This window comes from Bradyrhizobium sp. 930_D9_N1_4, from assembly GCF_052076015.1.
Lineage (GTDB): Bacteria > Pseudomonadota > Alphaproteobacteria > Rhizobiales > Xanthobacteraceae > Bradyrhizobium.
In genome coordinates, this window is sequence record NZ_CP197236.1 from 214753 (window position 1) to 240634 (window position 25882).

Below are 25882 nucleotides of genomic sequence, written 5' to 3' on the forward strand. Positions count from 1 at the left end.
TCTATACTGGCGATATCCCACCCAACGCAGGCGGATGTGGTTGTGTCTGAGCTTTCCAGAGGCCGGACACCGCATCAGGTTTGAAGCCTCACCGGCACTCACCTTGCCAGACCTGCGGACCTAATCTTTTCGCGTCCGCATTTCAGAGCCTCCTCGCACCCCCTCCCAAGGTTACCCCACAGGACCACCCCAATGCGGGAAATGAAACTCGAAGACCTCAAGTCCAAAACGCCGGCCGAGCTCGTCTCGTTTGCGGAGGAGAACGGGGTCGAGAACGCCAGCACGATGCGCAAGCAGGAGCTGCTGTTCGCCATCCTCAAGCAACTCGCACTCGCCGAGACCGACATTGTCGGCCAGGGCGTCGTCGAGGTGCTCTCCGACGGTTTCGGCTTCCTCCGCTCGCCGGATGCGAATTATCTGCCGGGCCCGGACGACATCTACGTTTCGCCCTCGCAGATCCGTCGTTTCGGCCTGCGCACCGGCGACACCATCGAAGGCCACATCCGCAGCCCGAAAGAGGGCGAGCGTTATTTCGCGCTGTTGAAAGTCAACACGCTCAATTTCGAGGACCCGGAAAAGGCCAAGCACAAGGTCAATTTCGACAACCTTACGCCGTTGTTTCCGAATCAGCGTTTCCGCATGGAAATCGACGATCCGACGCGAAAAGACTTGTCTGCAAGGGTGATCGACATCGTCGCGCCGATCGGCAAGGGCCAGCGCGCCTTGATCGTCGCGCCGCCGCGCACCGGCAAAACCGTGCTGATGCAGAACATCGCGCACTCGATCGCGCACAATCATCCCGAATGCTATCTGATCGTTCTCCTGATCGACGAACGTCCGGAAGAAGTCACGGACATGCAGCGCTCGGTGAAGGGCGAGGTCGTCTCCTCGACCTTCGACGAGCCGGCGGTGCGCCACGTCCAGGTCGCCGAGATGGTGATCGAGAAAGCAAAACGCCTGGTCGAGCACGGCCGCGACGTCGTGATCCTGCTCGATTCGATCACGCGCCTCGGTCGCGCCTACAACACCGTGGTGCCGTCATCCGGCAAGGTGCTGACCGGCGGTGTCGACGCCAATGCCCTGCAGCGCCCGAAGCGCTTCTTCGGTGCCGCCCGTAACATCGAGGAGGGCGGCTCGCTGACCATCATCGCGACCGCGCTGGTCGATACCGGCAGCCGCATGGACGAAGTCATCTTCGAAGAGTTCAAGGGCACCGGTAACTCCGAACTGATCCTCGACCGCAAGGTTTCGGACAAGCGCACCTTCCCGGCGATCGACATTTCCCGCTCCGGCACCCGCAAGGAGGAGCTGATCACCGATCCGCTGGTCTTGAAGAAGATGTACGTGCTGCGGCGTATCCTGAACCCGATGGGGACGATGGACGGAATCGACTTCCTGCTCGACAAGCTGCGCTCGACCAAGAGCAATTCAGAGTTCTTCGATTCCATGAACACCTGATTGCAGTGCAGCATGAGATCAAAGGGCGCCTGCGGGCGCCCTTTTTGTTTGTGCGGTCTTGTTGCGGTGAAAGTGCAGCATGGCGGGACGGCGGGATACGGATCCGATACTGTATAAGCTTTTGATATATCGACGTAATGCTTGACGATGCGGCTTCATCCCCGGAAGCGGCCGGGGACGTTGTTGCAGCAAAATGCCGGCGCTATACCGCGCTGCAACATGAGCTTTGCTGCGGTCCTGACTGCAGCAAAATGCGGAATCGCCGCGCTCGGGAAAGCGCTGTTTGCCTTTTCCCCGTCAGCCGGACAAATAGGCGATGCATCCGCGAGACCAGACCATCTTCGCGCTGTCGTCCGGCCGTGCGCCGAGCGCGATTGCCGTGGTGCGCGTCTCGGGCGCTCAGGCCGGCCAGGTGCTGACGACGCTTGCGGGCCAATTGTCGGCGCCGAGGCTGGCGAGCCGCCGGCTGCTCCGCGACGGCGCGGGCCAGCCGATCGATGATGCGGTCGTGCTTTGGTTTCCGGGGCCGGCAAGCGCGACCGGCGAGGACATCGCGGAATTCCATGTCCACGGAGGTCGCGCCGTCCTGGCCGCGCTCCTCGCAACTATTTCGCTAATTCCGAATACGCGGGCGGCGGACCCCGGTGAATTCACCCGGCGCGGATTCGAGAACGGCAAGCTCGATCTCACCGAAGCCGAAGGTCTCGACGATCTGATTCACGCCGATACCGACCGCCAGCGCCGCCAGGCTCTGCGCCAGTTGCAAGGCCTGCTCGGCGATCGCGCGCGCGACTGGCGCGATCGCATCATCGAGGCCTCGGCCTTGATCGAAGCCGGCATTGATTTCTCCGATGAAGGCGATGTGCCCGCCGAATTGAGGGCACCGGCGGTGAAAGCGATCAAGGATTTGCATGATGAAATTGCAAAGGTCCTTGCGGCACAGGGACATTCTGAACGCCTGCGCGATGGTTTGGTGGTTGCGATCGCCGGCGAACCGAATGTCGGCAAGTCGACGCTGATCAATCAGCTCGCGCGCCGCGAGGTCGCAATCGTCTCGCCATATGCCGGCACGACGCGCGACGTGATCGAGGTGCAGCTCGACCTCGATGGTTATCCGGTGACTGTCATCGACACCGCCGGGATTCGCGAGACCGACGATCCCGTCGAGCAGGAAGGTGTGCGCCGGGCACGGGCGCGCGCCGAGGACGCCGATCTCGTGCTCTGGCTGGTTGAACCGGAGCAGGTGGTCGATCCGGAAGCCATACGGCCGCTTCGGAAATCCAGCGATGGACGCGACCGGTCCGACGGCTCGGTCTGGATCGTGCGCAACAAGATTGATCTGGGTGCGGGCGGGGGCGCCGGGCCGTGCGGCGAGTTCGGGATCTCGGCCAGCCGTGGCGATGGCATCCCGGAGCTGGTCGCGGCTCTCGTGAAGTTCGCCGCCGCATTTTTTGGAACCAGCGAAGGTGCGTTGGTGACCCGCGCCCGTCAGCGCGATCTGTTGAGCCGCGCATCGGACAGCTTGCGCCGGAGCCTGGAGATTGTAGAAGACGGCGAGGAGCTCGCCGCCGAAGAGCTGCGGGCTGCGGCTTATGCGTTGGGCCGGCTGTTGGGCCGGGTGGACGTCGAGGACGTCCTTGGGGCCATTTTCCAGAAGTTCTGTATCGGAAAGTAGTGCTAGTACTACATTGTAGAACTAGGACTTTGTTCCACTGCTTGGTGTTTCACGTGGAACAGCGATGAGGGGCGTTCCGTCCTGTTTCACGTGAAACGGGCGACCCTGGTCACGGCTTCTAGACCCGCAGGCTCGGAAGGGAGATTCGATCTCGCCCGTCCAGTGATCTCAGTTGCGAGCGACGCCCGTCCCCCGTCATTGCGAGGAGCCCTCGCGACGAAGCAATCCAGGCTGCTTCCGAGGAGATAGTCAGGATTGCTTCGCTTCGCTCGCAATGACGGGGCCCGGAGCGGGTGTTTGATCCCTCGTCTCGCACCTTGGTAGCCAACATTGTTTCACGTGAAACAGTAGCCATTCCAACGTCCCTCCTACTGTGCACGGGGTTGTTTCCGCGACAACGCCCAATTGCCACCCCAGCCCGCCCGCGTTTCACGTGAAACACCCGCACTGCTAGTTTCCACTTCCGGCTTCCCTGCCGCTGGGATAGAAGTCCGCCATGCGAGCAGAGCGAGAGTGTTTCGACGTCATCGTCATTGGCGGCGGCCATGCCGGCTGTGAGGCCGCGGCTGCGGCTGCGCGGATGGGCGCGGCGACGGTTCTGGTCACGCACCGTTTCTCCACCGTCGGAGCGATGTCCTGCAATCCTGCCATCGGCGGGCTAGGCAAGGGGCATCTGGTCCGCGAAGTCGACGCTCTCGATGGTCTGATGGGCCGGGTTGGGGATGCTGGCGGCATCCAGTTTCGCGTTCTCAATCGCCGCAAGGGCCCCGCGGTCCGCGGTCCCCGCGCGCAGGCCGATCGGAAGCTTTATGCGGCCGCGATGCAGGCCGCGATCCGGGAAACAGAGGGTCTTTCCGTCATCGAGGGTGAGGCCGACGAGCTGATCGAGGTCGAGGGACGGGTGACCGGACTGCGCCTGGCGGACGGCCGGGAGCTTCGGGCAGGGGCTGTTGTCGTCACGACAGGCACGTTCCTCCGTGGTTTGATCCATCTCGGTGAGAAGAATTGGCCCGCCGGCCGGGTCGGTGAGGCCCCCGCCATGGGTCTTTCAAGCTCCTTTGAGCGGGCCGGCTTTACCTTGGGACGGCTCAAGACCGGCACCCCGCCCCGTCTCGACGGCGCGACGATCGACTGGTCCGCGGTCGAAATGCAGCCCGGCGACGAGCCGCCGGAGCCGTTCTCGGTGATGACCGAGCGGATCACGACCCCACAAATCCAGTGCGGCATCACCCGGACCACGTCTGCGACCCATGAAGTGATCCGGGCGAACGTGCATCGCTCGCCGATGTACTCCGGCCAGATCAAAAGCTCCGGACCGCGCTATTGCCCGTCGATCGAGGACAAGATCGTCCGCTTCGGCGACCGCGACGGCCATCAGATCTTCCTGGAGCCGGAAGGGCTCGACGACAGCACGGTCTATCCCAACGGCATCTCGACCTCGCTTCCCGAAGAGGTTCAGCTCGCGATCCTCACCACCATCCCCGGCCTGGAGCGGGTGAAGATGGTCAGGCCAGGCTACGCCATCGAATACGACCACATCGATCCCCGCGAGCTCGATCCGACCCTGCAGACCAAGCGTCTGCGCGGTCTGTTCCTGGCCGGGCAGATCAACGGCACCACCGGATATGAGGAGGCCGCCGGGCAGGGCATCGTCGCCGGCCTGAACGCGGCACTCGCCGCGAGCGGCGCCGCGCTGACCGTGTTCGACCGAGCCGACGGTTATCTCGGCGTCATGATCGACGACCTCGTGACCCGTGGGATCAGCGAGCCCTATCGCATGTTCACCTCCAGGGCCGAATACCGGCTGACGCTGCGAGCCGATAACGCCGATCAGCGCCTGACTGAGAAGGGGATCGCCTTGGGATGTGTCGGCAGTGCCCGGACGCAGCATCATCGCACCAAGATGGACGCCCTGAATGCGGCGCGGGCGCTCTCGAAGTCGCTCACCATCACCCCGAACGAGGCGATCAAGCAGGGACTGTCCCTGAACCGGGATGGTCAGCGCCGCTCGGCTTTCGAGCTGATGGCCTATCCTGATATCGGCTGGAGCCAGGTCCGCGCGATCTGGCCCGAGCTGTCTGCGATCAATCCGGTCATCGCCACCCATCTCGAGATCGACGCCAAATACGACGTCTATCTGGAGCGCCAGAGCGCCGACGTCGAAGCCTTCCGGCGCGATGAGGGGATGGTGCTGTCCGACGTCGACTACAGCCTCGTCCCCGGTCTCTCCAACGAGGTTCGCGCCAAGCTGGAGAAGGCCCGGCCGTTCACCGTCGGCCAGGCCGGCCGGATCGACGGCATGACGCCGGCGGCGCTCGGCATCCTCGCGGCCTATCTCCGCCGCGAGGCTCGGAAGACTTCCAAAGCAATCGCATAGGCGTTTCACGTGAAACAGCGCGGATCGGGCGGGGACAGACCGCTATCGCGACGACCCGGAGCGGGCGAGGGTATTGCTTGTCCATCCGAACCCGCGCCGGCCAGACCGAAGGTCGACAAGGCCAGCGCGAACGATCAATCGCTCGACGCCATCATCGCTTCGGACAAGCGCGCGGCTCTGAAGCTCGCTCCCGTTTCACATGAAACGGAAGCGCGTCTCGATCGCTACATCGCGCTGCTCCGGGAGTGGCAGGCCAAGACCAATCTGGTCGCGCCCTCGACCCTGCCAAACCTCTGGACCCGGCACATCGCCGACTCGCTCCAGCTCGTCGATCTCGCGCCACCCGCAAAGCGCTGGGCCGACCTCGGCAGTGGCGGTGGATTTCCTGGTGTCGTCCTCGCCTGCGTCATGGCCGGGACGCCGGACGCGAAGGTCCATCTCGTCGAGCGAATCGCCAAGAAGGCTGCATTTTTGCGCGAAGCGATCCGCGTCACCACATCTCCGGGGGTCGTACATCTCGCTGAGATCGGGGATAATGTGGATAGAATCACCGGCCCCGTCGATTGCGTCACCGCGCGCGCATTGGCTCCGCTACATCAACTCATCGGCTTTGCGGAGCCGCTGATGCGCCAGGGCGCAAAGGCGTTGTTTCTCAAGGGTCAAGATGTAGAGGCTGAATTGACCGAAGCCGCTAAATATTGGAATATTCAGCCGCAGCTCCACCAAAGCCGCACCGGTGATGGTTGGATCGTCGAGCTGACTTCAGTTGAACGGCGCGGGTGAGGCGTTCAGGGGTTGAGTGGGGAATTTCGATGACCGTGATTGACGAGCCGCAGCAAGACCAGACCGCAGACGTCCCGCACGGTCACCCGCGCATCCTGGCGCTGGCGAATCAGAAGGGCGGCGTGGGCAAAACAACCACGGCGATCAATCTCGGCACGGCACTCGCTGCGATTGGCGAGCGCGTCCTGATTGTCGATCTCGATCCGCAGGGCAACGCCTCGACCGGGCTCGGCATCGACCGCCGCAACCGCTCCTGCTCGACCTATGACGTGCTGATCGGCGAATCGAGCTTGCGCGAAGCGGTGGTGTCGACGGCGGTGCCGCGGCTGCACATAGCGCCCTCCACCATGGATCTCTCCGGTCTCGAGCTCGAGCTCGGCACCACGCCCGGCCGCGCCTTCAAGCTGCGCGACGCGATCGGCGCGCTCAACAACAACGTCTCGCCGGACGCCGACTACACCTATGTGCTGATCGACTGCCCGCCGTCGCTCAATTTGCTCACGGTGAACGCGATGGCGGCGTCGGATGCGATCCTGGTGCCGCTGCAGTGTGAGTTCTTCGCGCTCGAAGGTCTGTCGCAATTGCTGCAGACGGTGGAGCAGGTGCGCTCGACGCTCAATCCGAACCTGTCGATCCATGGCATCGTGCTGACCATGTTCGACTCGCGCAACAACCTCTCGAACCAGGTCGTCGCCGACGTCCGCCAGTTCATGGGCGAGAAGGTCTACAAGACCATGATCCCGCGCAACGTCCGTATCTCGGAAGCGCCGTCCTACGGCAAGCCGGTGCTGGTCTACGATCTCAAATGCGTCGGCAGCGAAGCTTACTTACGGCTCGCCACCGAGGTGATCCAGCGCGAGCGCGAGCTGCGGGTTACGCATTGACGGTGCCGTAGGGTGGGTTAGCCGAAGGCGTAACCCACCACTGTCGATGTCCGCTGAAACAGAAGAGGTGGGTTACGCCAAGCAGATACGCTTCGCGCATCTGCAGGGCTAACCCACCCTACGATTCGAAATTCAAGTTCTGGAGTGCTGCACCGTGAATCCAAGGGAGCTTCCAATGGCCGACGAAGCGCGTTCGCGACTGGGCCGGGGTCTTGCAAGTCTGATCGGTGATGTCGGCGGCGAGGCGCAGCACGTCGATCGTCCGCGCGCGCAGCGCAAGGTGCCGATCGAATTCATCAAGCCCAATCCGCGCAATCCGCGCCGCACCTTTTCGGAGACCGAGCTGAAGGAGCTCTCCGAGTCCATCAAGCAGCACGGCGTGATCCAGCCGATCGTGGTGCGTCCGGTAAAGGGCGCGCAGGACCGTTTCGAGATCATCGCCGGCGAACGGCGCTGGCGCGCTTCGCAGATCGCCGGCCTGCACGAGGTGCCGATCGTACCGGTCGACATCAGCGACAGCGATGCGCTGGAGTTCGCGATCGTCGAGAACGTGCAGCGTGAAGATCTCAATCCGCTGGAAGAGGCGCTTGGCTATCACGCACTCGCCAACGAGTTCAAACGCAGCCAGGACGACATCGCAAAAGTCGTCGGCAAGAGTCGCAGCCACATCGCCAACATGATGCGGTTGACCAAGCTGCCGACCGAAGTGCAGGCCCTGATCACGAGCGGCGAGCTGACGGCCGGCCACGCCCGCGCGCTGATCGGCGTGCCCGATCCACTCGCCTCCGCCAAACGGATCGTCGAGGAGGGCCTCAACGTCCGCCAGGCCGAAGCGTTGGCGCATGAAGAGGGCGTGCCGGAGCGCAAGCCGCAGAAGGCGCGCGCCACCGGCGGCAAGGACAAAGACCCCGACACGATCGACCTGGAAAAGCGCGTCAGCGACGCGCTTGGCCTCAAGGTCACCGTCAGTCACCGCGACCCCGGCGGCTCGGTCCAGATCAACTACCGCAACCTCGATCAGCTCGACGAGGTGATGAAGCGGCTGGCGAAGGGCGCGCTGTAGGCCGCATCGCCTTTTTGTAACCGTCACCCTGAGGTGGCCGTTTCTTCAGCGGCCATCGAAGGGCGACGGCCCGGCTGCATCCGGGCTATTCATCCTTCGAGGCTCCCCGCGCGCCGCGTTGCGCCGCGCGGCTCGCACCTCAGGATGACGGATTTGGTGCTTCGCTTCGTCATTGTGACGCACATCTGTTTCCACGTCGTCATTGCGAGCGCAGCGAAGCAATCCAGAATCTTTCCGCGGAGAGACTCTGGATTGCTTCGTCGCTTGCGCTCCTCGCAATGACGAGGGGAGGACGGAATTTACCCCCGCCGCCTCGCATTCGCGGCGATCGCCATCAGCGTGCGCTGGGCGATGGCGGCGGCGAGCGTCGATTGCTTGCGGGTGTCGAGCGCGGCCGTGGCGAGCTGCTCGATGATGGCGGCAAGCCGCGCCACGCTGAAATTGCGCAGCGCGGTTTCGACCGCCGGCTTCCGTGAAAAATGCAGCCGCGGATAGCCGCCGTCGAGCACGGCGGAGGCAGGCTGGCCGTCGGCGATCGCCAGCGCCGATTTATGCAGCCACGCGGCCTGGCGTTGCGCGGCGGAGATGATCATGCCGGGATAGGTGCCGGCGATCATGGCCTTTGCGAATTCGGTCTCGACAATGTCGGGCCGGCCGGCGAAGGCGCCGTCGACGATGGGATCGAGTTTCAATTCGGATGCATCGGCGACCACGGACATCACGTCGTCCAGCGTGATCTCGCCCTTGCCATGCGCGTAGAGCGTCAGCTTGCGCAGCTCGTTGCGCGAGGCCTGGCGGTCGCCGCCGAGGAACGACATCAGCGCCGCGCGGGCGTCCTGTGCGATGCGCAGATTCGCAATCCGCAGCTCGTCGTCCATCAGCTTGGCGAGGTCGCGCTCGGTGTCGGGATAGCAACCGATCGCCACGGCCGTCTTGGCCTTCTCGCAGGCCTTGCGCAGCGGCGATTCCGGGCGCAGCTCGCCGGCCTCGATCACGATGCGGCAATCCTTCACGCCCATCTCGGCCAGCGTGTCGACGCCGCTGGCAAAGCTGCGCGAGCCGGCGCGGATGCGGATGGCGCGGCGGCCGCCGAACAGCGGCACGGTCATGGCCTCATCCACGAGCCGCGACGGCTCAGCGGAGAGCTCGTCGCCGTCCAGCTTGACCATCGCAAACGGATCATTGGGATCGTCGACCGCGGAGGCGATCAGCGCATCGGCGCGCTCGCGCACGAGACCGGCGTCAGGACCGTAGAGCAGAATAATGGGGCGGCCCGCATCGGGACGGGCGAGGAAGGCGTCGATCTCTTTTCCGCGCAGCGCGACCATCGGGCCCGATCGTCATTCCGGGCGCGCGACGCGAACCCGGAGAATTGGGAATGAATCAGGTGCCCGCGGTAAAGAACGAGGCGAGCCGGGTCGTGATGTTCTCGGCGATCTCGTTGGCGGCACGATCCTCGGCATCGCGATAGGCCCGGTTGCGGGCGAAGCGCTGATAGGAGCCGGGCATGTCATAGGACACGCGCGAGAACGTGGTGCCGGTCATCACCGATTTGCCGCTGACGACCTCGACCAGATTGTACTGGGCGTCGATGCCGTAATTCTCGCTGGTCGGCAGGCCGGTGTTGGCGTCGACGATCAGGGACGAGCGGCTGGACGAGAAGCGGATCTCGAGGCGGTGGGTCGGCGGCATGCCGGTGGCGGTGCCGTAGAGCTTGAAGGCGAGGGCGTTGCGGACCTCGACGCCGACGCGGGCCTCGCGGGAGGCATTCGCCTTGTTGATCGGCGGGAGATCGACCCCCATCAGCTTTTCGCGCAGGCCGGGGGTCCCATCGGTACGCTCGGCGTACATCGGCTGGAAGCAGCCGGCCGTCAGCGCCGCCAGAGCGGCGACTGCCAGCAGGCGGGCTGCGATACGGATCCTAGCCGACAACATTCACGATCCTCTTGGGGACGATGATCACCTTGCGGACGGGCTTGCCGTCCAGAGCCAGTTTTACCGCATCGAGGGCCAAAACGGCAGCCTCGATTTCCGGATTCTCGGCCGCTGTTGCAACTGTGACGTCACCCCGCTTCTTGCCGTTGACCTGGACCACCAGGGTCACACTGTCTTCAACCAGCAAATCGCGTTCGATTTGGGGCCAATTGGCCTCCGAAACCAGCCCGGACTGACCCAGAACCTGCCAGCACTCCTCGGCCAGATGCGGCATCATCGGGGAGAACAGCTGGACCAGGATCTGGCTGGCCTCCCGGATCGCCCAGGCGAGGTCCGGGGCCGGCTGGCCCGGACGCTGGAGCACCTCGGAAAAAATATTCGTGAATTCGCGGATATGGGCGAGGCAGACGTTGAAGTGCAGCCGCTCGACGCCGGTGGTGACCTTGTCGAGCGCCCCGTGGGCGGCCTTGCGCAAAGCGAGCGCATCCGGACCGAACGAGGCCGGCCGGGCCGCGGGGGCGCCCTTGCCGAGTTCCACAGCGTCATTCACCAGCCGCCACAGCCGCTGCAGGAAGCGCGAGGCTCCTTGGACGCGCTCGTCGCTCCAGATCACGTCGCGGTCCGGCGGGGAGTCCGACAGCATGAACCAGCGGGCGACGTCGGCGCCATAGGTCGCGATGATGTCGTCGGGGTCGACCGTGTTCTTCTTCGACTTCGACATCTTCTCGATCGGACCGATCGTGACGTCCTCGCCGGTGCTGAGCAGTGTTGCGCGGCGGCCGTTGCCGCCGACCTCGATCTTCACTTCGGCGGGCTGCACCCAGCTGCCGTCGGCCTTCTGGTAGGTCTCGTGCACCACCATGCCCTGCGTGAACATGCCGGCGAACGGCTCATCCAGCGCGATGTGCCCGGTCGCCTTCATCGCGCGAGTGAAGAAGCGGCTGTAGAGCAGATGCAGGATCGCGTGCTCGACGCCGCCGATATACTGGTCGACCGGCAGCATCCGGTTGGCGACCGCAGGCGTCGTCGGCGCGGTCTCGTTCCAGGGATCGGTGAAGCGCGCGAAGTACCAGGACGAATCCACGAAGGTGTCCATGGTGTCGGTTTCGCGCTGCGCCTTAGTCCCGCACTTCGGGCACGTGACGTGCTTCCAGGTCGGGTGATGGTCGAGCGCGTTGCCCGGCTTGTCGAAACTCACATCCTCCGGCAGCACCACCGGCAAATCGGCATCCGGCACCGGCACCACGTCGCACGTCGGACAATGGATCACCGGGATCGGGCAGCCCCAGTAGCGCTGACGCGAAATGCCCCAGTCGCGCAGGCGGAAATTGACCTGACGCTCGCCGACCGGCGCATTGCCGCGCAGCTCGGTTTCAAGTCGTTTTGCAACTTCGTCCTTGGCCTGATCGATCGTCATGCCGTCGAGGAAGCGCGAATTGATCATGCGGCCGTCGCCGTCATAGGCGGTGTCGGTGATGACGAATGATTTCGGATCCTGGCCTTCGGGGCACACCACCGGCGTATTGCCGAGGGCGTACTTGTTGACGAAGTCGAGGTCGCGCTGGTCGTGCGCGGGGCAGCCGAAGATCGCGCCGGTGCCGTATTCCATCAGCACGAAGTTGGCGACATAGACCGGCAGCGTCCAGCTCGGGTCGAACGGATGCAACGCGCGGATCCCGGTGTCGAAACCCTGCTTCTCTGCGGTGTCGATGATCGACTGCGCGGTGCCGATCTTCTTGATGTCGGCAATGAATTCCGCAAGCTTCGGGTTCTTCGCGGCGGCGGCCTGCGCCAGCGGATGATCCGCCGAGATCGCCATGAACTTCGCGCCGAACAGCGTGTCGGGACGCGTCGTGAAAATCTTCAGCTCGCTTTCGCCGGCGGGCGTGGTCGCCGCATCCAGCGCGAATCGGATCAGCAGGCCTTCCGAGCGACCGATCCAGTTGCGCTGCATCAGCCGCACCTTGTCGGGCCAGCGGTCGAGGCCATCGAGCGCGGATAGCAGCTCCTGTGCGTACTTCGTGATCTTGAAGACCCACTGGCTCATCTCGCGCTGTTCGACAACGGCACCGGAGCGCCAGCCGCGGCCGTCGATCACCTGCTCGTTGGCGAGCACGGTCATGTCGACCGGATCCCAGTTGAGCTTGCGCTTCTCGCGCTCGGCGAGGCCCGCCGCGAGCATGTCCAGGAACATCTTCTGCTGATGCTTGTAATAGCTGGGGTCGCAGGTCGCGAATTCGCGGCTCCAGTCCAGCGACAGCCCGATCGAGCGGAGCTGCTTCTTCATCGCGGCGATGTTGTCGTAGGTCCAGGCCTTCGGCGCCACCTTGCGCTCGATGGCGGCGTTCTCGGCCGGCAGGCCGAACGCGTCCCAACCCATCGGGTGCAGCACGTTAAAGCCCTTGGCGCGCATGAAGCGGGCCAGCACGTCGCCGAGGGTGTAATTGCGGACATGGCCGATATGGATGCGCCCGGACGGGTAGGGGAACATCTCCAGCACATAGTATTTCGGCCGGGAATCATCGTTCTTCGAGACGAAGATCGCCTGCTGGTCCCAGGCAGCCTGCCAGCGCGGTTCGGCGTCGCGGGCGTTGTAGCGTTCGGAGGTCATGGAATCGTTTGGTTTTTGTGGATACGGCCGTCTGAAGACGGCGGACTAGGCCATAGAAGTCCTCGGGGGGTCAATGGGTTGCCGTAACTTGGGAGCCCTGCGGGATCGCCCCGCAGAACTACTGAGACCGTCGTTGGGGTGTGATTAAGGGGTCGGTGCGAGGTTGCTGCAGGCTAGGACCCCCAATACCTGCGATGGACGCCAGTTTCGACGATCCCGACTACGACTATGCCGCCTCCATCGCCGGACGGGCGATGCGGAGCATGGCCGAGCAGCGGATTCCGCCGACGCCGGTCAATTTCGCGGTCTGGTTCCAGTATTTCGCTGGCAGCCATGACGATCTCCGCAACGCCATCGATCTCCTGATCGACCACAACCGTCCCTTCGATGCCAGGACCAATCAAGACCTGTTCGAGACCTATGTCGCGCCCCAGGTGAGTGCCGTCGTCGTCGAGACGTCCGAGCGGCTGCATGGCCTGATGGGCGCCGCGAAGGAGTTTCTGGCGACCGCGATTGCCGACAATCATTCCCAGATCCAGGCGATCAGCGAGGTCGCCGACCAGGGCAAGGCCGGCGTCGACCCGAAGGCGCTGGTCGGCCAGCTCATGAACGAGCTGGCGCGCGCCGCCACACGCGCAACGCGGCTCGAAGCCGGCTTTGCCGAAAAGACCCGCGAGCTCGACGTCATCCGCGATTCCCTCTCCAAATCCGAGGAGAGCGCGCGGACCGATACGCTGACGGGCCTTGCCAACCGGCGGGCGCTCGACGAATTTCTGCGCAAGGCGCAGACGACGGCGGAATGGGGCGAGCCGCTCAGCGTGCTCCTGCTCGACATCGACCACTTCAAGACCTTCAACGACAATTTCGGCCATGGCGTCGGCGACCAGGTGCTGCGCCTGATGGCCAAGGTCTTGCGCGAAAAGGTTCGCGCGCAGGATCTATCGGCCCGCTACGGGGGTGAGGAGCTGATCGCCGTCCTGCCGGATGCCGATCTCGCCACCTGCGCCGAGCTTGCCGAGCGCATCAGGCGCGCGATCGCGGAATCCAGTATCACGCGTCGCTCGACCGGAGAGGTCCTGCCCAACATCACAATTTCAATTGGCGTGGCGCAGTACCGGACGGGTGAAGCGATCACTGATCTCATCGAGCGCTGCGACCGCGCGCTTTATCTTGCCAAGGGCGGCGGCCGTAATCGTGTGGTGACGGAGATCGAGCTCGATCGGGCCGGAGCCGCGGGGTAGTTAACCCGCCATCGCGATTTGGGCCGCGCCGTTGTCGATCACCATGATGCCATGCTCGACGACGTTGTTGCGGCCGCGGTGTTTGGCGGCATAGAGCGCGGCGTCGGCGGCTTCGATCAGATCACCCGGGCGCAAGGCCTCGTTCGGCTTCGCCGCGGCGACGCCGATCGAGACGGTGACGATCATATGCGCCGAGGTGATGTGCGGCAGGCACAGCTTCAATACGGCCGCGCGCACCAGCTCGCCGATCTCGACGGCGCGGTTCACGTCGGTGTTCGGCAGCAGCAGGCAGAATTCCTCGCCACCGTAGCGGGCCGCGAAGCCCATCGTATCGGCGGCGATGCCCGATAGCGACTCGCCGAGCCTGGTCAGGCAGGAATCGCCTTCGAGATGGCCGTAGGTGTCGTTGAACAGCTTGAAATGGTCGACGTCAATCATCAGCAGTGCGAGCTCGCTGCCATATTGCTGCGCGCGCATCCATTCGAAGTCGAGCCGGCTCTGGAAGCCGCGGCGGTTGGCGAGGCCCGACAGCATGTCGATAGAGGCCATCACGGTCAGACGGTCGTTGCTCGCGATCAGCTCGCGCTCGCGCTGGCTGAGCTGTGCGGCCATCGCGTTGAAGGCGCGGGCCAGCGGCACGAACTCGGCTGGCAGGCGGTTGCGTGCGGCGCGCGCCGAGAGGTCGCCCTCGCCGAGGCGCTTGGCCATGTCGGCCAGCATCTCGATCGGCTTGATCACGAGCTTCTCGGCGGCGATCAGCGCGCCGAGCAGGACGAACAGCACGACGAAAGCGAGCTGGAGATAGGCGGTGCGGATATCGCGGCTGACCGCCGCGGACACCTTGTCCTCGTCGATGCTGGCGATCAGGCGGGCATTGGTGCCGGCGATACGGATATAGCTGACCGCGCGGCGGGAGCCGTCGGCGGCGAGGAAAGACAGCGAGCCCTCGTCCTGGTCCGAGCGCAGCGCCTTGTCGGCGATCGCCGACATCAGCGGCATGTTGTCGAGCGGACGGCCAATGGCGCTGTGCTGGTCAGCCGGCGCGGCCAGCACCGTGCCGGCGCTATCGACCAGCACGGCGGTGATGCCGGCGCGGCCGCCGAGATTGTTCATGACCTTCGACATCCAGTCGAGGTTTACGGTGGCGAGCACGACGGCATCCGCGACGCCGCTGAAGGCGGACACCGGATAAACCGCCATGACGGTCGGCGAAAGCACGGGCCGCGACAGGATGAAGTCGCTCAGCACGAAGCGGCCGGTTTCCTGCGCCTGCTGGAAGTAAGGCCGGTCACTGAGATCGAGGCCGACATACATGTTGTTGGTGGCGCACTGGATGCGGCCGTCCTGACCGGCGATCAACAGCGTGCGGATCCAGGGCAGGTTCGACGGCAGGCTCGCGCGCAGCACATCGCAGCTCTTGCTGATGCCGCCGGCGGACGCCCGGATGAAGGCTTCGGATTTCAGGATGGTCTCGACCGACGAGATCACTTCGCGCTGCGCATCGGCGCTGTGCCGTGCGACCGTGGTGAATTCGGCCGTGGCTTGCGCAATCTGCTTTGCGCGTGTGTCTTCAAGCGAACGGATGCGCTCGAACATCAAGGGCGTCACCAGAATCACCGCGAGCAACGCCAGCCGCGCCCGGATTCCGAGAACCTGCTTGAGTTTCGCACGTTTGCGGTTGAAACTGACGTTTGCCATCTTCGCTGCACCCACCCCACGGGCCAAGGTAAAGCGAAGGGTTCAAAAACTCTTTCTTGAACTCGGTAAAATTGGACTTACCTCGGTTACGACCCTAATCAATCGATATCATGACAGCAGAAAACGCCGCGCCGGTAACCGGCGATTCACCAAACGCGCTCGCCGCGGTCGAGGCCGAAATTGCGCGCGCCTGCAAGGAAGCGCGCACGGATCGTGCCTCGGTGACGCTGATCGCGGTGTCGAAAACTTTCGACGCGGATGCAATTACTCCGGTAATCGACGCCGGACAGCGCGTATTCGGCGAAAATCGGGTGCAGGAAGCCAAGGGCAAGTGGCCCGCGTTAACGTCTGTTACCTCCGGCATCGCGCTGCATCTGATCGGCCCGCTGCAATCCAACAAGGCGAAAGAGGCGGTCGCGCTGTTCGATGCCATCCATTCCGTTGACCGCCCTAGCATTTGCCAAGCGTTAGCCAAGGAAATCGAATCCCAGAATAGGCACCCGGAACTGTTCGTCCAGATCAATATCGGCGAGGAGCCGCAGAAGGCGGGCATCGCTCCTGATGAGGCCGATGCCTTCATCGCGAGCTGCCGCGAGACCTACGGCCTGACGATCGCGGGCCTGATGTGCATCCCGCCGGTCGACGAGCCGCCGGCGGCCCATTTCGCACTGACCGCCAAGATCGCGGAGCGCAATGGTTTGAAGAAGCTCTCGATGGGCATGAGCGCGGATTTCGCCACCGCCATCATGCTGGGTGCCACCCATGTGCGCGTGGGGAGCGCGATCTTCGGGCACCGGTGAGCCATTGGCGAAGACTGGGCCGCATAAGGGCTGTTGATTTCGTCATTGCGAGCGCAGCGAAGCAATCCAGAATCTTTCCACAGAGGAATTCTGGATTGCTTCGCTACGCTCGCAATGACGGCGGCGTGTAAGGCGGCGCCTACGCAAATCCCACCGACGCCCTCCCCAGCACCCCGAAATCCACCGCAAAATGATCGCCGGCCTGGATCGGCAGCGGCGGATGGCATGTGCCTGTCGTCACCACCTCCCCTGCCCGCAAGGTAATGCCGAGCCCGCTCAGCTCATTCGCAAGCCACGTCAGCGCAACACGGGGATCCCCGAGCACGTTCTTGCCGTGACCGACATAGTGCTGGCCGCGCAGTGTGATTTGTGGCCGCTCCTCGACGAGATCCATCGCGCGCCAGTTTGCAGTCGTTGCCTCCCCCAGCACGAACAGATGCGCACACGCATTGTCAGCGATGAGCTGCGCTTCGCCGGCGGCGGCGAAATCACCAAAACGCGAATCGGGAATCTCGATCGCGGGATGCAGGGTCGCGACGGCGGCGAGCACGTCGTCGACGCTGTACGGCGTCGCGCGCGGCGGCAGATCGCGGCCCATGCGGAAGGCGAATTCCGGCTCGCCGACGCGCATCGCGTTGCCGTTCATCGAGGCGGTGCCCCCATCGGCGATCACGGTGCTGCTCATGATGCGGCCGGCCAACGGTCCCGCGACATTGATATGCTTCTGTCCGGACTCGCTCGTGGCCGCGATCTTCCAGCCGAACAATTCTCCGAGCGATTGCGTTTCGAGCGCGGCCTGGATCGCGTAGCCATCAGCGCGGCCCTGCGGCCGCAACCGCGGCTCCAGCGCGTCAAACTTGGTGCCATCGCGCCAATGTCCAACCAGCGCATGCGATGCGGCGACGATCTGATCCTTGTCGAGCATGTGTCCTCACCCGATGATGATTCTTGTTTTGGGTCCGAGCTGCTTCAGCAATTGGAGCATCGCCGCCCTGGTCATGGAAACGCAGCCTGCGGTCGGACCGAAATTGTCGCGCGCCAGATGCAGGAATACGGCGCTGCCGCGGCCCGCGATCCGAGGCTTGGTGTTGTGGTCGATTTCGATGATGAAGTCATAGAGTTGGTCGGCGCGCTTGAGCCGGTCGCCGCCCTGCCCCCGATCGAGCCGGATCGGCTGGTTATAATGGCGGTCATTTGGGTCCTCGCACCAGGCGTCGGTGTCGCCGATGGGCCGTGCCGGCAGAAAGGTCTGCGGACGGCTGTACCGGTCGCCCCGCCACCACAATTGCCTGGGCCGGAAGCTGCCCCTTGGCGTGCCGCCGTCACCCTCGCGCTTGTTCGCAAGAATGCCGCCACGCCCCAGCGCCACCGGGATGGTCAGATGTCCCGCCGTCAGCCAGCCCCGGCGCGGATTCCCGGCGGCAGCCTTAACGCGGATCGCGGAAACCGGACCAGGGCTCCGTTTGGGAGCGTAACTCACTGAAGCAGCTTTGTTTTTCATGTGAACGTGCGATGTCGAATTCATTACAGGACATTCATCAAAACGGCCTGCTATTTTGAGTTAGAGTGCTTCTGGCTTGTGAATCGGTAACAGCCCACTACTTCAACACGAACAACAATAATAACGGCGACCCCTAAACTTCCCTCGCGGCTGGGTGCAGCATGCATGCGCGCCTCGCCGGACTCCAAAAGGATGACCCCCTATGGCCAATGCCCGCAAGATCCTCATCGTGGATGACGATACCGATCTGCGCGACACGTTGGTGGAGCAATTATCGCTGCACGAAGAATTCGAAGCCTCCGCCGTCGACACCGGCGCCAAGGGCGCGAGCGCCGCGAAGGCCAATTCCCCCGATCTCGTGCTGATGGATGTCGGCCTGCCCGACACCGACGGCCGCGAGGTCGTCCGTTCCCTGCGCAAGGGCGGGTTCAAGGCCCCGATCATCATGCTGACCGGGCATGACACCGATTCCGACACGATTTTGGGCCTGGAATCAGGCGCCAACGACTACGTCGCGAAACCCTTCCGCTTCGCCGTGCTGCTGGCCCGCATTCGCGCCCAGCTCCGCCAGCACGAAGCCAGCGAGGACGCGGTGTTCTCGGTCGGCCCCTACTCCTTCCGTCCAGGCTCGAAGATGCTGACCGCGGCCAATGCCCGCAAGGTCCGCCTCACCGAGAAGGAAACGGCGATCCTCCGATTCCTCTACCGGGCCGGCCAGATGCCGGTCTCGCGCGAGACCCTGCTCCAGGAGGTCTGGGGTTATAATTCCGGCGTCACCACCCACACGCTGGAAACCCACATCTACCGCCTTCGCCAGAAGATCGAGAAGGATGCCGCCAACCCGGAAATCCTGGTGACGGAAGCCGGTGGCTACAAGCTGGTGCCGTGATACGTTCCAGAAGCGCGCGATTCGTCGTAAATTCGCGCGTTCCTTGAGCCTCGGACCGGAATGTCAATCGACGACGACGTAGCGCTGCTCGAGCGTGTCCCGACACTGCGCCTGTTGGGAGACGCCTCGTTGCGCATGCTGGCGATCGGCTCCGAGCAGCGCAACTTCGTCCGTGGCGACATCCTGTTCAATCTCGGTGACGACGCCGATGCCGGCTTCGTGGTCCAGCGTGGTGCCTTTCGCGTCGACGACGGCGCCGGCGCGGAGATGATCGCAGGTCCCGGCGCGCTGATCGGCGAGCTCGCGCTGGTGGTGCCGATGAAGCGGCCCTCAAGCGCGGTCGCGCTGGAGCACGCCTCCGTCATCCGCGTCGCGCGCAGCCTGTTCCAGCGCGTGCTCGAAAGCGATCCCGCCGCTGCCGTACGCTTGCGCGATGAATTCGCGGTGCGGTCGAGTCAGATCGCGAGCGACATATTGATGGCGGGCGCGAAGCTGACGTCCTGAGGTTACACTTCCAGCGTCACCGTCACTGGCACGTGGTCCGACGGCCGTTCCCAGCTCCGCGCATCGCGCAGAATCCTGAAATCGCTGACGGCGTCCCTCAACGCGCGCGAGACCCAGATGTGGTCGAGCCTGCGGCCGCGGTCGCCGACGGTCCAGTCCGCGGAGCGGTAGCTCCACCACGTGTAGACCTTCTCCGACATCGGAATGCGATCGCGCGCGACGTCCACCCACTCGCCGGCTTCGAGCGCCGCCTTGAGCTTCTCGGTCTCGATGGGCGTGTGCGAGACCACTTTCAGCAGTTGCCTGTGCGACCACACGTCGTTCTCGTGCGGCGCGACGTTGAGATCGCCGACCAGGATGTGACGATCCTCCCCGCGCGGATGCAGCGGTTCGCACGCCTTCATCTCGTCGAGGAAGCGAAGCTTGTGGTCGAATTTTTCGTTCAGCGCGGGATCGGGAATGTCGCCGCCGGCGGGCACGTAGAAATTATGCACGACGAGCGGCTTCGCGATGTTGGCTTTGTCCCCGAAGGACACGGAAATGTGGCGCGAATCCACCTTGTCGCAGAAGGTGCGGATGTCGGTCGATTCGAACGGAATCTTCGAGACGATGGCGACGCCGTGATAGCCCTTCTGTCCGTTCAGCGCGATGTGCTCATAGCCGAGCCGCTTGAAGCGCTTCAGCGGAAAGGCGTCGTCGATGCACTTGGTCTCTTGCAGACACAGTACGTCCGGCCGCGCGCTCTTGAGAAATTTCGCGACCAGATCGATGCGCAGCCGCACCGAGTTGATATTCCAGGTTGTCAGGGAAAAACGCATGAGGGATGCGTCTTAGCATGGAATGGCGCGGGGAAAATGCTTGTCCACAGGGCGTGTAATCGTAGCGCCGCAGGATGGGTAGAGCGCAGCGAAACCCATCAATGGCTGCCGTGGAATGATGGGTTTCGCTTCGCTCTACCCATCCTACGCACGACGCACCGTCTATCCCGGCGACTGGCCGTAATTCGTGAAATCGATCTTGAACATGTTGGGATCGAGCTTCTTGCCCGCGTCGAGATTGTAGACCGCGATCGTGGTGTCGTAGCCCTGCGGATCGGTGACGGTCCACTGCTTCAACTGGCCGTCCTTGGCGCCGAACATCAGCAGCAGGCGGCTGGTGCCGACCAATGCCTGCTTCTCCTCGATGGTGACGCTGACGAAGATGTCGTCGGCCGAGACGCTGACGACGTTGGTGTCCTTCATCAGGTCGATGCGGTCGGACAGCAGGAAGCGCAGCGGCGTCTGCGACAGCGGATAGACGTCCTGCGTCGCGAGCTTGCGGTCGCGTACCACGAGCGAGGACCCGTCGGCGACGATGTCGATCGGGCTCGGCGCGTCATATTCGAAGCGTACCTTGCCGGGCTTCTGGATGTAGAAATCGCCCTGCGTCTTGCTGCCGTCGGGACCGACCTGGACGAAGTTTCCGACCAGTGTCGAGAGCGACGACAGGTAGGCGCTCACCTTGGCCGCCTGCGCCTTCTGGTTGGCATCGAAGGTCTGGAAGATGCTGCTCGGCACGTTGCGTCGCGGATCCGGGATCACGGGGTTCGGCGGCGCCTGCGTCGCGCCGGTAATCGTGGGCCCGCCGGCGGACGCGCCGCCATCGCGGCCCTTCGGCGCGGGTTTCGGCACGGGGACGTTCTGCGCGAACGAGGACGCGGTCACCATCGCGGCGGTGATGAGAAGCACGCCGGCCACGCGCGCGCTACGCGCGGCGATGGTGGCAGCGAATCGAATGTCCGGATGTCTGATCAACGCGTCGTCCTGTATGGCTGGGCGCCTTTTTAGCGTGATTTCGGGCAAAAGCAGATAACGATTTCGCGTGAAATAATGTTCGGAGGCCCCTTGCCTCACATATGGCTGTCTTCTTCCTCGACCAGAATCTCGCGCTTGCCGGCATGGTTGGCCGGTCCGACGATGCCTTCGAGTTCCATCCGCTCCATCAGCGATGCGGCGCGGTTGTAGCCGATCTGCAGGCGGCGCTGGATGTAGCTGGTCGAGGCCTTGCGGTCGCGTTTGACGATGGCAACGGCCTGCTGGAACAGGTCGCCGCCGCCATCCGCGCCCATGCCGCTGGCGTCGAACACCGCGCCGCCGTCCTCGTCCTCGCTCGGCTCTTCGGCGGTAACAGCTTCGAGATATTCGGGCTGGCCCTGCGTCTTGAGGTGACGCACCACCTTCTCGACTTCGTCGTCCGACGCAAACGGTCCGTGCACGCGGCTGATGCGGCCACCGCCGGCCATGTAGAGCATGTCGCCCTGGCCGAGCAGCTGCTCGGCGCCCATCTCGCCGAGAATGGTGCGGCTGTCGATCTTGGAGGTGACCTGGAAGGCGATGCGGGTCGGGAAGTTCGCCTTGATGGTGCCGGTGATGACGTCGACCGACGGACGCTGCGTCGCGAGGATCACGTGCAGGCCGGCGGCGCGCGCCATCTGCGCGAGGCGCTGCACCGCGCCTTCGATGTCCTTGCCGGCGACCATCATCAGGTCGGCCATTTCGTCGACGATGATGACGATATAGGGCAGCGGATCGAGCGAGAGTTTCTCTTCCTCGTAGATCGCCTTGCCGGTTTCCTTGTCGAAGCCGGTGTGAACCGTGCGCGTCGGCTCTTCGCCCTTGGCCTTCAATTCGAGCAGGCGGGTATTGTAGCCGTCGATGTTGCGCACACCGAGCTTGGCCATGTTCTTGTAGCGCTCTTCCATCTCGCGCACGGCCCATTTCAGCGCGACCACCGCCTTCTTCGGGTCGGTCACGACGGGCGTGAGCAAATGGGGAATGCCGTCATAGACGGAGAGTTCGAGCATCTTCGGATCGACCATGATCAGCCGGCACTGGTCCGGACGCAGCCGGTAGACCAGGCTGAGGATCATGGTGTTGATCGCGACCGACTTGCCGGAGCCGGTGGTGCCGGCGATCAGCATGTGCGGCGTGCGCGCGAGGTCGATGATGACGGGGTCGCCGCCGATGGTCTTGCCGAGGCAGAGCGGAAGTTTCGCAACCGAATCGACAGTCTCCTTGGCGACCAGCAGTTCGCGCAGATAGACCTTTTCGCGATGCGCATTCGGCAATTCGATGCCGATGGCGTTGCGGCCGGGTACGACCGCGACGCGCGCCGACAGCGCGCTCATCGAACGGGCGATATCGTCGGCAAGCCCGATTACGCGCGACGATTTGATACCGGGCGCCGGCTCCAGCTCGTACAGCGTGACGACAGGACCGGGATTGGCCTTCACGATCTCGCCGCGCACGCCGAAATCCTGCAGCACGCCTTCGAGCGCGCGCGAATTGGCTTCCAGCTCGGCCTTGCTGAGCGGCTGGCGATCGCCGGCCTTGGGCGCGGCCAGCACGGAGACGGACGGAAGCTCGAACTTGTCGGAGGATTTCTTGGAGGCGGGTTTTGGCGCAGCCTTCTTGCGCGGGGCGCGCGCGGCCGGCTCCTCCTCTTCCTCCTCCTCGTCGTCGACTTCCTCTTCTTCGTGCGCGTCCTCGTAGTCTTCGTCTTCGGACTGCGGCGAGATCGAGGGTGCAGCGCGGCCGCCGCCGAGCTTCGGCTCCTGCCGGCTGAACGCAACGGCCTTGGTCTTCGGTCCGCTCGAGACCAGCGAGCGGTAAGCAGCACCACACAGCCAGATCAGCCGCGCCTTGGTGCTCATCAACGCATGGAACAGCCAGCCCAGCGACACCGAGCCGCGATCGCTCCCCTCGTCCTCGTCGAGCGGCTTGTCTTCGTCCTCGATCTCGGCGAGCTCGTCGTCATGCGCGCGTGAGCCGAGGCCGCAGGCGATCAGGAAGGTCGCGGCCATTGCGGCGAACAGGATCGTGCCCAGCACGATGCGATAGATGGTGCCGGCCGGTCCGAAGATCACGGCAGGCGCGCGCACCAGGGCGTCGCCGACCACGCCGCCGAGGCCGGTCGGCAGCGGCCATGCGCCGCCATGCGGCCAGCAGCTGACGAAGCCCGCGGCGATCACGGTGCAGAGAATCCAGGAGCCCAGCCGCAGCGCTTCGCGGTCGAACGGGCGATGCGTCATCATGCGCCAGCCCCAGACCGCGACGGTCAGGACCAGCATGATCGCGCCGAGCCCGAGGATCTGCATGGCAAGGTCGGCACCGATCGCGCCGGCATAGCCGAGAATGTTGCGGATCGGCCGCGAGGTCGCGTGGCTGAGACTGGGGTCCTGCACCGACCAGGTCATCATCGCCGCCGAGGCGACGCCCGACAGTGCAATCAGGCCGAGCCCGGTGAGCTCGCGCGCACGCCGCGCCAATCCCTCGCGGATCGAGGGCGGCAGATGGCCGACCAGTGGAATGACACGTTCGATTGCCGACATGCTCACGGGCCCCGCCTAACCCAGAGTCTCGACCAGCCGGTGCAGCGCCTGCGCCGTGGTCTCGCTATCCTGCACCAGCGCCAGGCGGATGTAGCCCGCACCGGGATTGAATCCGTCAGGCTGCTGCCGCGCCAAAAAGCTGCCGGGCACCACGCGCACGCCTGCTTCCGTGAAGAGCTTCAGGCACACGGACACGTCGTCGCCGAGTTCGGACGTGTTGAGCCAGACGCAGAAGCCGGCGTCGGGCCGGCGATAGCCGTAACGATTGCCGATGATCTGGTCGGCGAGATCGAACTTGATCCGGTAGAGCCTGCGGTTCTCCTCGACATGCGCCTCGTCGCCATAGGCAAAGGTCGCGACGTGCTGGAGCGGCACCGGCACCTGGGGCGCCGCGATATTGCGCAGCTCGAGGAACATGCCGATGAATTTCTTGTCGCCGGCGGCGAAGCCGACACGCAGGCCCGGCAGGTTCGAGCGCTTCGACAACGACTGGAACGCAGCCACGCGGGTGAAATCGAGGCCGGCGCATTCGAGCGCGCTGCCCGGCGCCTCGCGGGTGTAGATCTCGGAATAGCACTCGTCGCTGAGGATCATGAAGCCGTAGCGATCGGCGAGCCCCTTCAGGCGCGTGAAGTATTCGCGCGAGGCGACCGAGCCTTGCGGATTGGCGGGCGAGGCCAGATAGAACGCCACGGTGCGCGCCAGCGTGGCGTCGTCGATGGCGTCGAGATCGGGCAGGAAGCCGTTTTCGACGGTGGTCGGCAGATAGACCGGCTCGCAGGCTGCAGCCCCGGCGCCGGCGCCATAGACCGGATAGAACGGGTTCGGCATCAGGATGGCGGGCTTGCCGGGACGCGGACCGACATAGCGCGCCGCCGCGATCGCGGCGAGGAACAGCCCCTCGCGACTGCCATTGAGGACGAGAATCTCGGTTTTGGGGTCGAGCGGTCGCGGCAGGTTGAAGCGCGACGACAGCCAGGTGCTCGCGGCCTGGCGGAACGGGTCGGTGCCTTGGTTCATCGGGTAGCGGCCGAAATCGGCGATGTGCTTGGCCAGCACCGGGGCGACGAAGTCGGGCACGGGATGCTGCGGCTCGCCGACCGCGAGCGAAATCAAGGGCTTGCCAGGCTGATGCGGTGCCAGCAGCTCGTTCAGCCGGACGAAGGGCGAGCGTGCGTTGTTGGAGCTTCCACCTTCCAGCGGCGCACGGGATGAAGCGGTCATAGCCATTCTGGACGCCAGCACTCTTGGAACAGCCGGACGCACAAGGCGCCGACGGGAAAGCGGTTCAGTTCACCATAGATAGGGCGAGGTTAAGACGCGATTAACCATCGGCTGGCGGGTCCGTCCAGAGCGGGAATAATGAGGCCGGATCACGACGGGATTCTGCCGGACGAGCCCGGCCTGCATGGTTCGAGACGCCCGCTTTCGCGGGCTCCTCACCATGAGGGTCTAATATCTCACCGCAAAACGCGACCTCATCCTGAGGGCCCGCCGGAGGCGGGCGTCTCGAAGGATGGGCCGCAAGCAAACTGCACCGTCTTCGCGGCACGGTCTCAGTGCCCTGGCAGCTTCTCGAACGTCGCCATGTCCGAGGGGATCGCGTGAAACTCCTGCTTGTCGCAGGTGTAGATCGCCATCTGCGGCTGGAACTGTTTTGGCTCGTCCAGGGTGCCGACCTTCAGGATCGCGGCCGGCAGTCCCGGAACCTTGGTCACGAGATGGGTGCCGCACTCGGCGCAGAATTCGCGCGTCACGGCGCGCGCGAGGTCCTTGCGCGTGAACTCTTTGGGTTTGCCGGTGATGTAGCTGAAGCCTGCCGCCGGCATCGCAATGAAAGTGTTGGGCGCGCCGCCCGAGATGTACTGGCACTCGCGGCAATGACACTGGGCTTGCATCATCGCCTCGCCCTCGGAAACGTAGCGCACTTCGCCGCAATAGCATCCGCCTTCCAAACGCATGACGACCTCCCGATTGTTTTTCGTTGTGGTCGATATTTCTGCGCCGGCGGTACGGAATGGCAATATTTTTCTTCGCGCGCGGGATGAAAAAGAAAGGGGCTCCAACTTGCGCTGGAGCCCCTCAACGGTCAGG

At 64.2% G+C, this 25882-nt stretch carries 21 protein-coding genes; 10 read left to right on the forward strand and 11 right to left on the reverse strand.

The genetic code is table 11. The features are described from left to right. The first annotated feature begins 192 nt into the window (after positions 1 to 192). The 6 genes from rho (at position 193) to AB7532_RS01040 (ending at position 8240) form a co-directional block, all read left to right on the forward strand. Positions 193 to 1458, forward strand: a complete 1266-nt coding sequence (gene rho / locus AB7532_RS01015; RefSeq protein WP_441232985.1) for a transcription termination factor Rho — start codon at positions 193 to 195, stop codon at positions 1456 to 1458. Between the two features lie 316 nt (positions 1459 to 1774). Further along, positions 1775 to 3133 (forward strand): tRNA uridine-5-carboxymethylaminomethyl(34) synthesis GTPase MnmE, encoded by a 1359-nt coding sequence (gene mnmE / locus AB7532_RS01020; RefSeq protein WP_441232986.1) that lies wholly within the window; start codon positions 1775 to 1777, stop codon positions 3131 to 3133. 496 nt (positions 3134 to 3629) lie between these two features. Beyond that, positions 3630 to 5510, forward strand: coding sequence for a tRNA uridine-5-carboxymethylaminomethyl(34) synthesis enzyme MnmG (mnmG, locus tag AB7532_RS01025; protein WP_441232987.1), 1881 nt, complete (start codon positions 3630 to 3632; stop codon positions 5508 to 5510). A gap of 150 nt (positions 5511 to 5660) precedes the next feature. Next, positions 5661 to 6293, forward strand: a complete 633-nt coding sequence (rsmG, locus tag AB7532_RS01030) for a 16S rRNA (guanine(527)-N(7))-methyltransferase RsmG (protein ID WP_441239164.1) — start codon at positions 5661 to 5663, stop codon at positions 6291 to 6293. Between the two features lie 29 nt (positions 6294 to 6322). Then, positions 6323 to 7177: a ParA family protein gene (locus AB7532_RS01035; RefSeq protein ID WP_441232988.1), complete on the forward strand. Its 855-nt coding sequence runs from the start codon at positions 6323 to 6325 to the stop codon at positions 7175 to 7177. A 175-nt stretch (positions 7178 to 7352) separates the two neighbouring features. Then, positions 7353 to 8240: a ParB/RepB/Spo0J family partition protein gene (locus AB7532_RS01040; RefSeq protein ID WP_441232989.1), complete on the forward strand. Its 888-nt coding sequence runs from the start codon at positions 7353 to 7355 to the stop codon at positions 8238 to 8240. A 299-nt stretch (positions 8241 to 8539) separates the two neighbouring features. On the opposite strand, the gene holA is transcribed toward AB7532_RS01040, so the two are convergent. The 3 genes from holA to leuS are packed head-to-tail and all read right to left on the reverse strand — an operon-like array spanning position 8540 to position 12786. Beyond that, positions 8540 to 9568: a DNA polymerase III subunit delta gene (holA, locus tag AB7532_RS01045; protein WP_441232990.1), complete on the reverse strand. Its 1029-nt coding sequence runs from the start codon at positions 9566 to 9568 to the stop codon at positions 8540 to 8542. A gap of 55 nt (positions 9569 to 9623) precedes the next feature. After that, positions 9624 to 10175 carry an LPS assembly lipoprotein LptE gene (lptE, locus tag AB7532_RS01050; protein ID WP_441232991.1) on the reverse strand — a complete coding sequence of 184 codons (552 nt, stop codon included), beginning with the start codon at positions 10173 to 10175 and terminating at the stop codon, positions 9624 to 9626. After that, positions 10162 to 12786, reverse strand: a complete 2625-nt coding sequence (gene leuS / locus AB7532_RS01055; protein ID WP_441232992.1) for a leucine--tRNA ligase — start codon at positions 12784 to 12786, stop codon at positions 10162 to 10164. Before leuS ends, lptE begins: the two co-directional genes overlap by 14 nt. A 194-nt stretch (positions 12787 to 12980) precedes the next feature. Between leuS and AB7532_RS01060 the strand changes: the two genes are divergently transcribed. Further along, positions 12981 to 14027 carry a GGDEF domain-containing protein gene (locus AB7532_RS01060; protein WP_441232993.1) on the forward strand — a complete coding sequence of 349 codons (1047 nt, stop codon included), beginning with the start codon at positions 12981 to 12983 and terminating at the stop codon, positions 14025 to 14027. Here the strand turns inward: AB7532_RS01060 and AB7532_RS01065 are convergent, their stop codons facing one another. Beyond that, positions 14028 to 15725, reverse strand: a complete 1698-nt coding sequence (locus AB7532_RS01065) for a diguanylate cyclase domain-containing protein (protein ID WP_441232994.1) — start codon at positions 15723 to 15725, stop codon at positions 14028 to 14030. Positions 15726 to 15835: 110 nt separating this feature from the next. On the opposite strand from AB7532_RS01065, the gene AB7532_RS01070 reads away from it, so the two are divergent. Next, entirely contained in the window at positions 15836 to 16525 is a 690-nt protein-coding gene (locus AB7532_RS01070) for a YggS family pyridoxal phosphate-dependent enzyme (RefSeq protein ID WP_441232995.1), read from the forward strand. Positions 16526 to 16664: 139 nt separating this feature from the next. Here the strand turns inward: AB7532_RS01070 and AB7532_RS01075 are convergent, their stop codons facing one another. Beyond that, a complete protein-coding gene (locus tag AB7532_RS01075) occupies positions 16665 to 17450 on the reverse strand; it encodes a 2-keto-4-pentenoate hydratase (RefSeq protein ID WP_441232996.1) in 786 nt (261 codons plus the stop codon). Positions 17451 to 17456: 6 nt separating this feature from the next. Continuing rightward, the gene (locus AB7532_RS01080; protein WP_441232997.1) at positions 17457 to 18026 is read right to left on the reverse strand and encodes a L,D-transpeptidase family protein; all 570 of its coding nucleotides are present in this window, start codon (positions 18024 to 18026) and stop codon (positions 17457 to 17459) included. Positions 18027 to 18228: 202 nt separating this feature from the next. Between AB7532_RS01080 and AB7532_RS01085 the strand changes: the two genes are divergently transcribed. Together AB7532_RS01085 and AB7532_RS01090 are read left to right on the forward strand one after the other, a co-directional pair. Then, on the forward strand, positions 18229 to 18915 hold the full coding sequence (locus AB7532_RS01085) for a response regulator transcription factor (protein WP_008142830.1): 687 nt from the start codon (positions 18229 to 18231) through the stop codon (positions 18913 to 18915). A 60-nt stretch (positions 18916 to 18975) separates the two neighbouring features. Next, entirely contained in the window at positions 18976 to 19419 is a 444-nt protein-coding gene (locus AB7532_RS01090) for a cyclic nucleotide-binding domain-containing protein (protein ID WP_441232998.1), read from the forward strand. A 2-nt stretch (positions 19420 to 19421) separates the two neighbouring features. Here AB7532_RS01090 and xth read toward each other — a convergent pair whose 3' ends face one another. The 5 genes from xth to AB7532_RS01115 form a co-directional block, all read right to left on the reverse strand. Continuing rightward, a complete protein-coding gene (xth, locus tag AB7532_RS01095) occupies positions 19422 to 20237 on the reverse strand; it encodes an exodeoxyribonuclease III (protein WP_441232999.1) in 816 nt (271 codons plus the stop codon). A gap of 162 nt (positions 20238 to 20399) precedes the next feature. Beyond that, the gene (locus AB7532_RS01100; protein WP_441239165.1) at positions 20400 to 21155 is read right to left on the reverse strand and encodes an outer membrane lipoprotein carrier protein LolA; all 756 of its coding nucleotides are present in this window, start codon (positions 21153 to 21155) and stop codon (positions 20400 to 20402) included. Between the two features lie 152 nt (positions 21156 to 21307). Then, complete coding sequence (locus AB7532_RS01105) at positions 21308 to 23794, reverse strand: DNA translocase FtsK (RefSeq protein ID WP_441233000.1); 2487 nt, start codon at positions 23792 to 23794, stop codon at positions 21308 to 21310. Between the two features lie 9 nt (positions 23795 to 23803). Beyond that, entirely contained in the window at positions 23804 to 25018 is a 1215-nt protein-coding gene (locus AB7532_RS01110; RefSeq protein WP_441233001.1) for an aminotransferase class I/II-fold pyridoxal phosphate-dependent enzyme, read from the reverse strand. Between the two features lie 326 nt (positions 25019 to 25344). Then, positions 25345 to 25749 (reverse strand): GFA family protein, encoded by a 405-nt coding sequence (locus tag AB7532_RS01115; RefSeq protein WP_441233002.1) that lies wholly within the window; start codon positions 25747 to 25749, stop codon positions 25345 to 25347. Positions 25750 to 25882 lie beyond the last annotated feature (133 nt).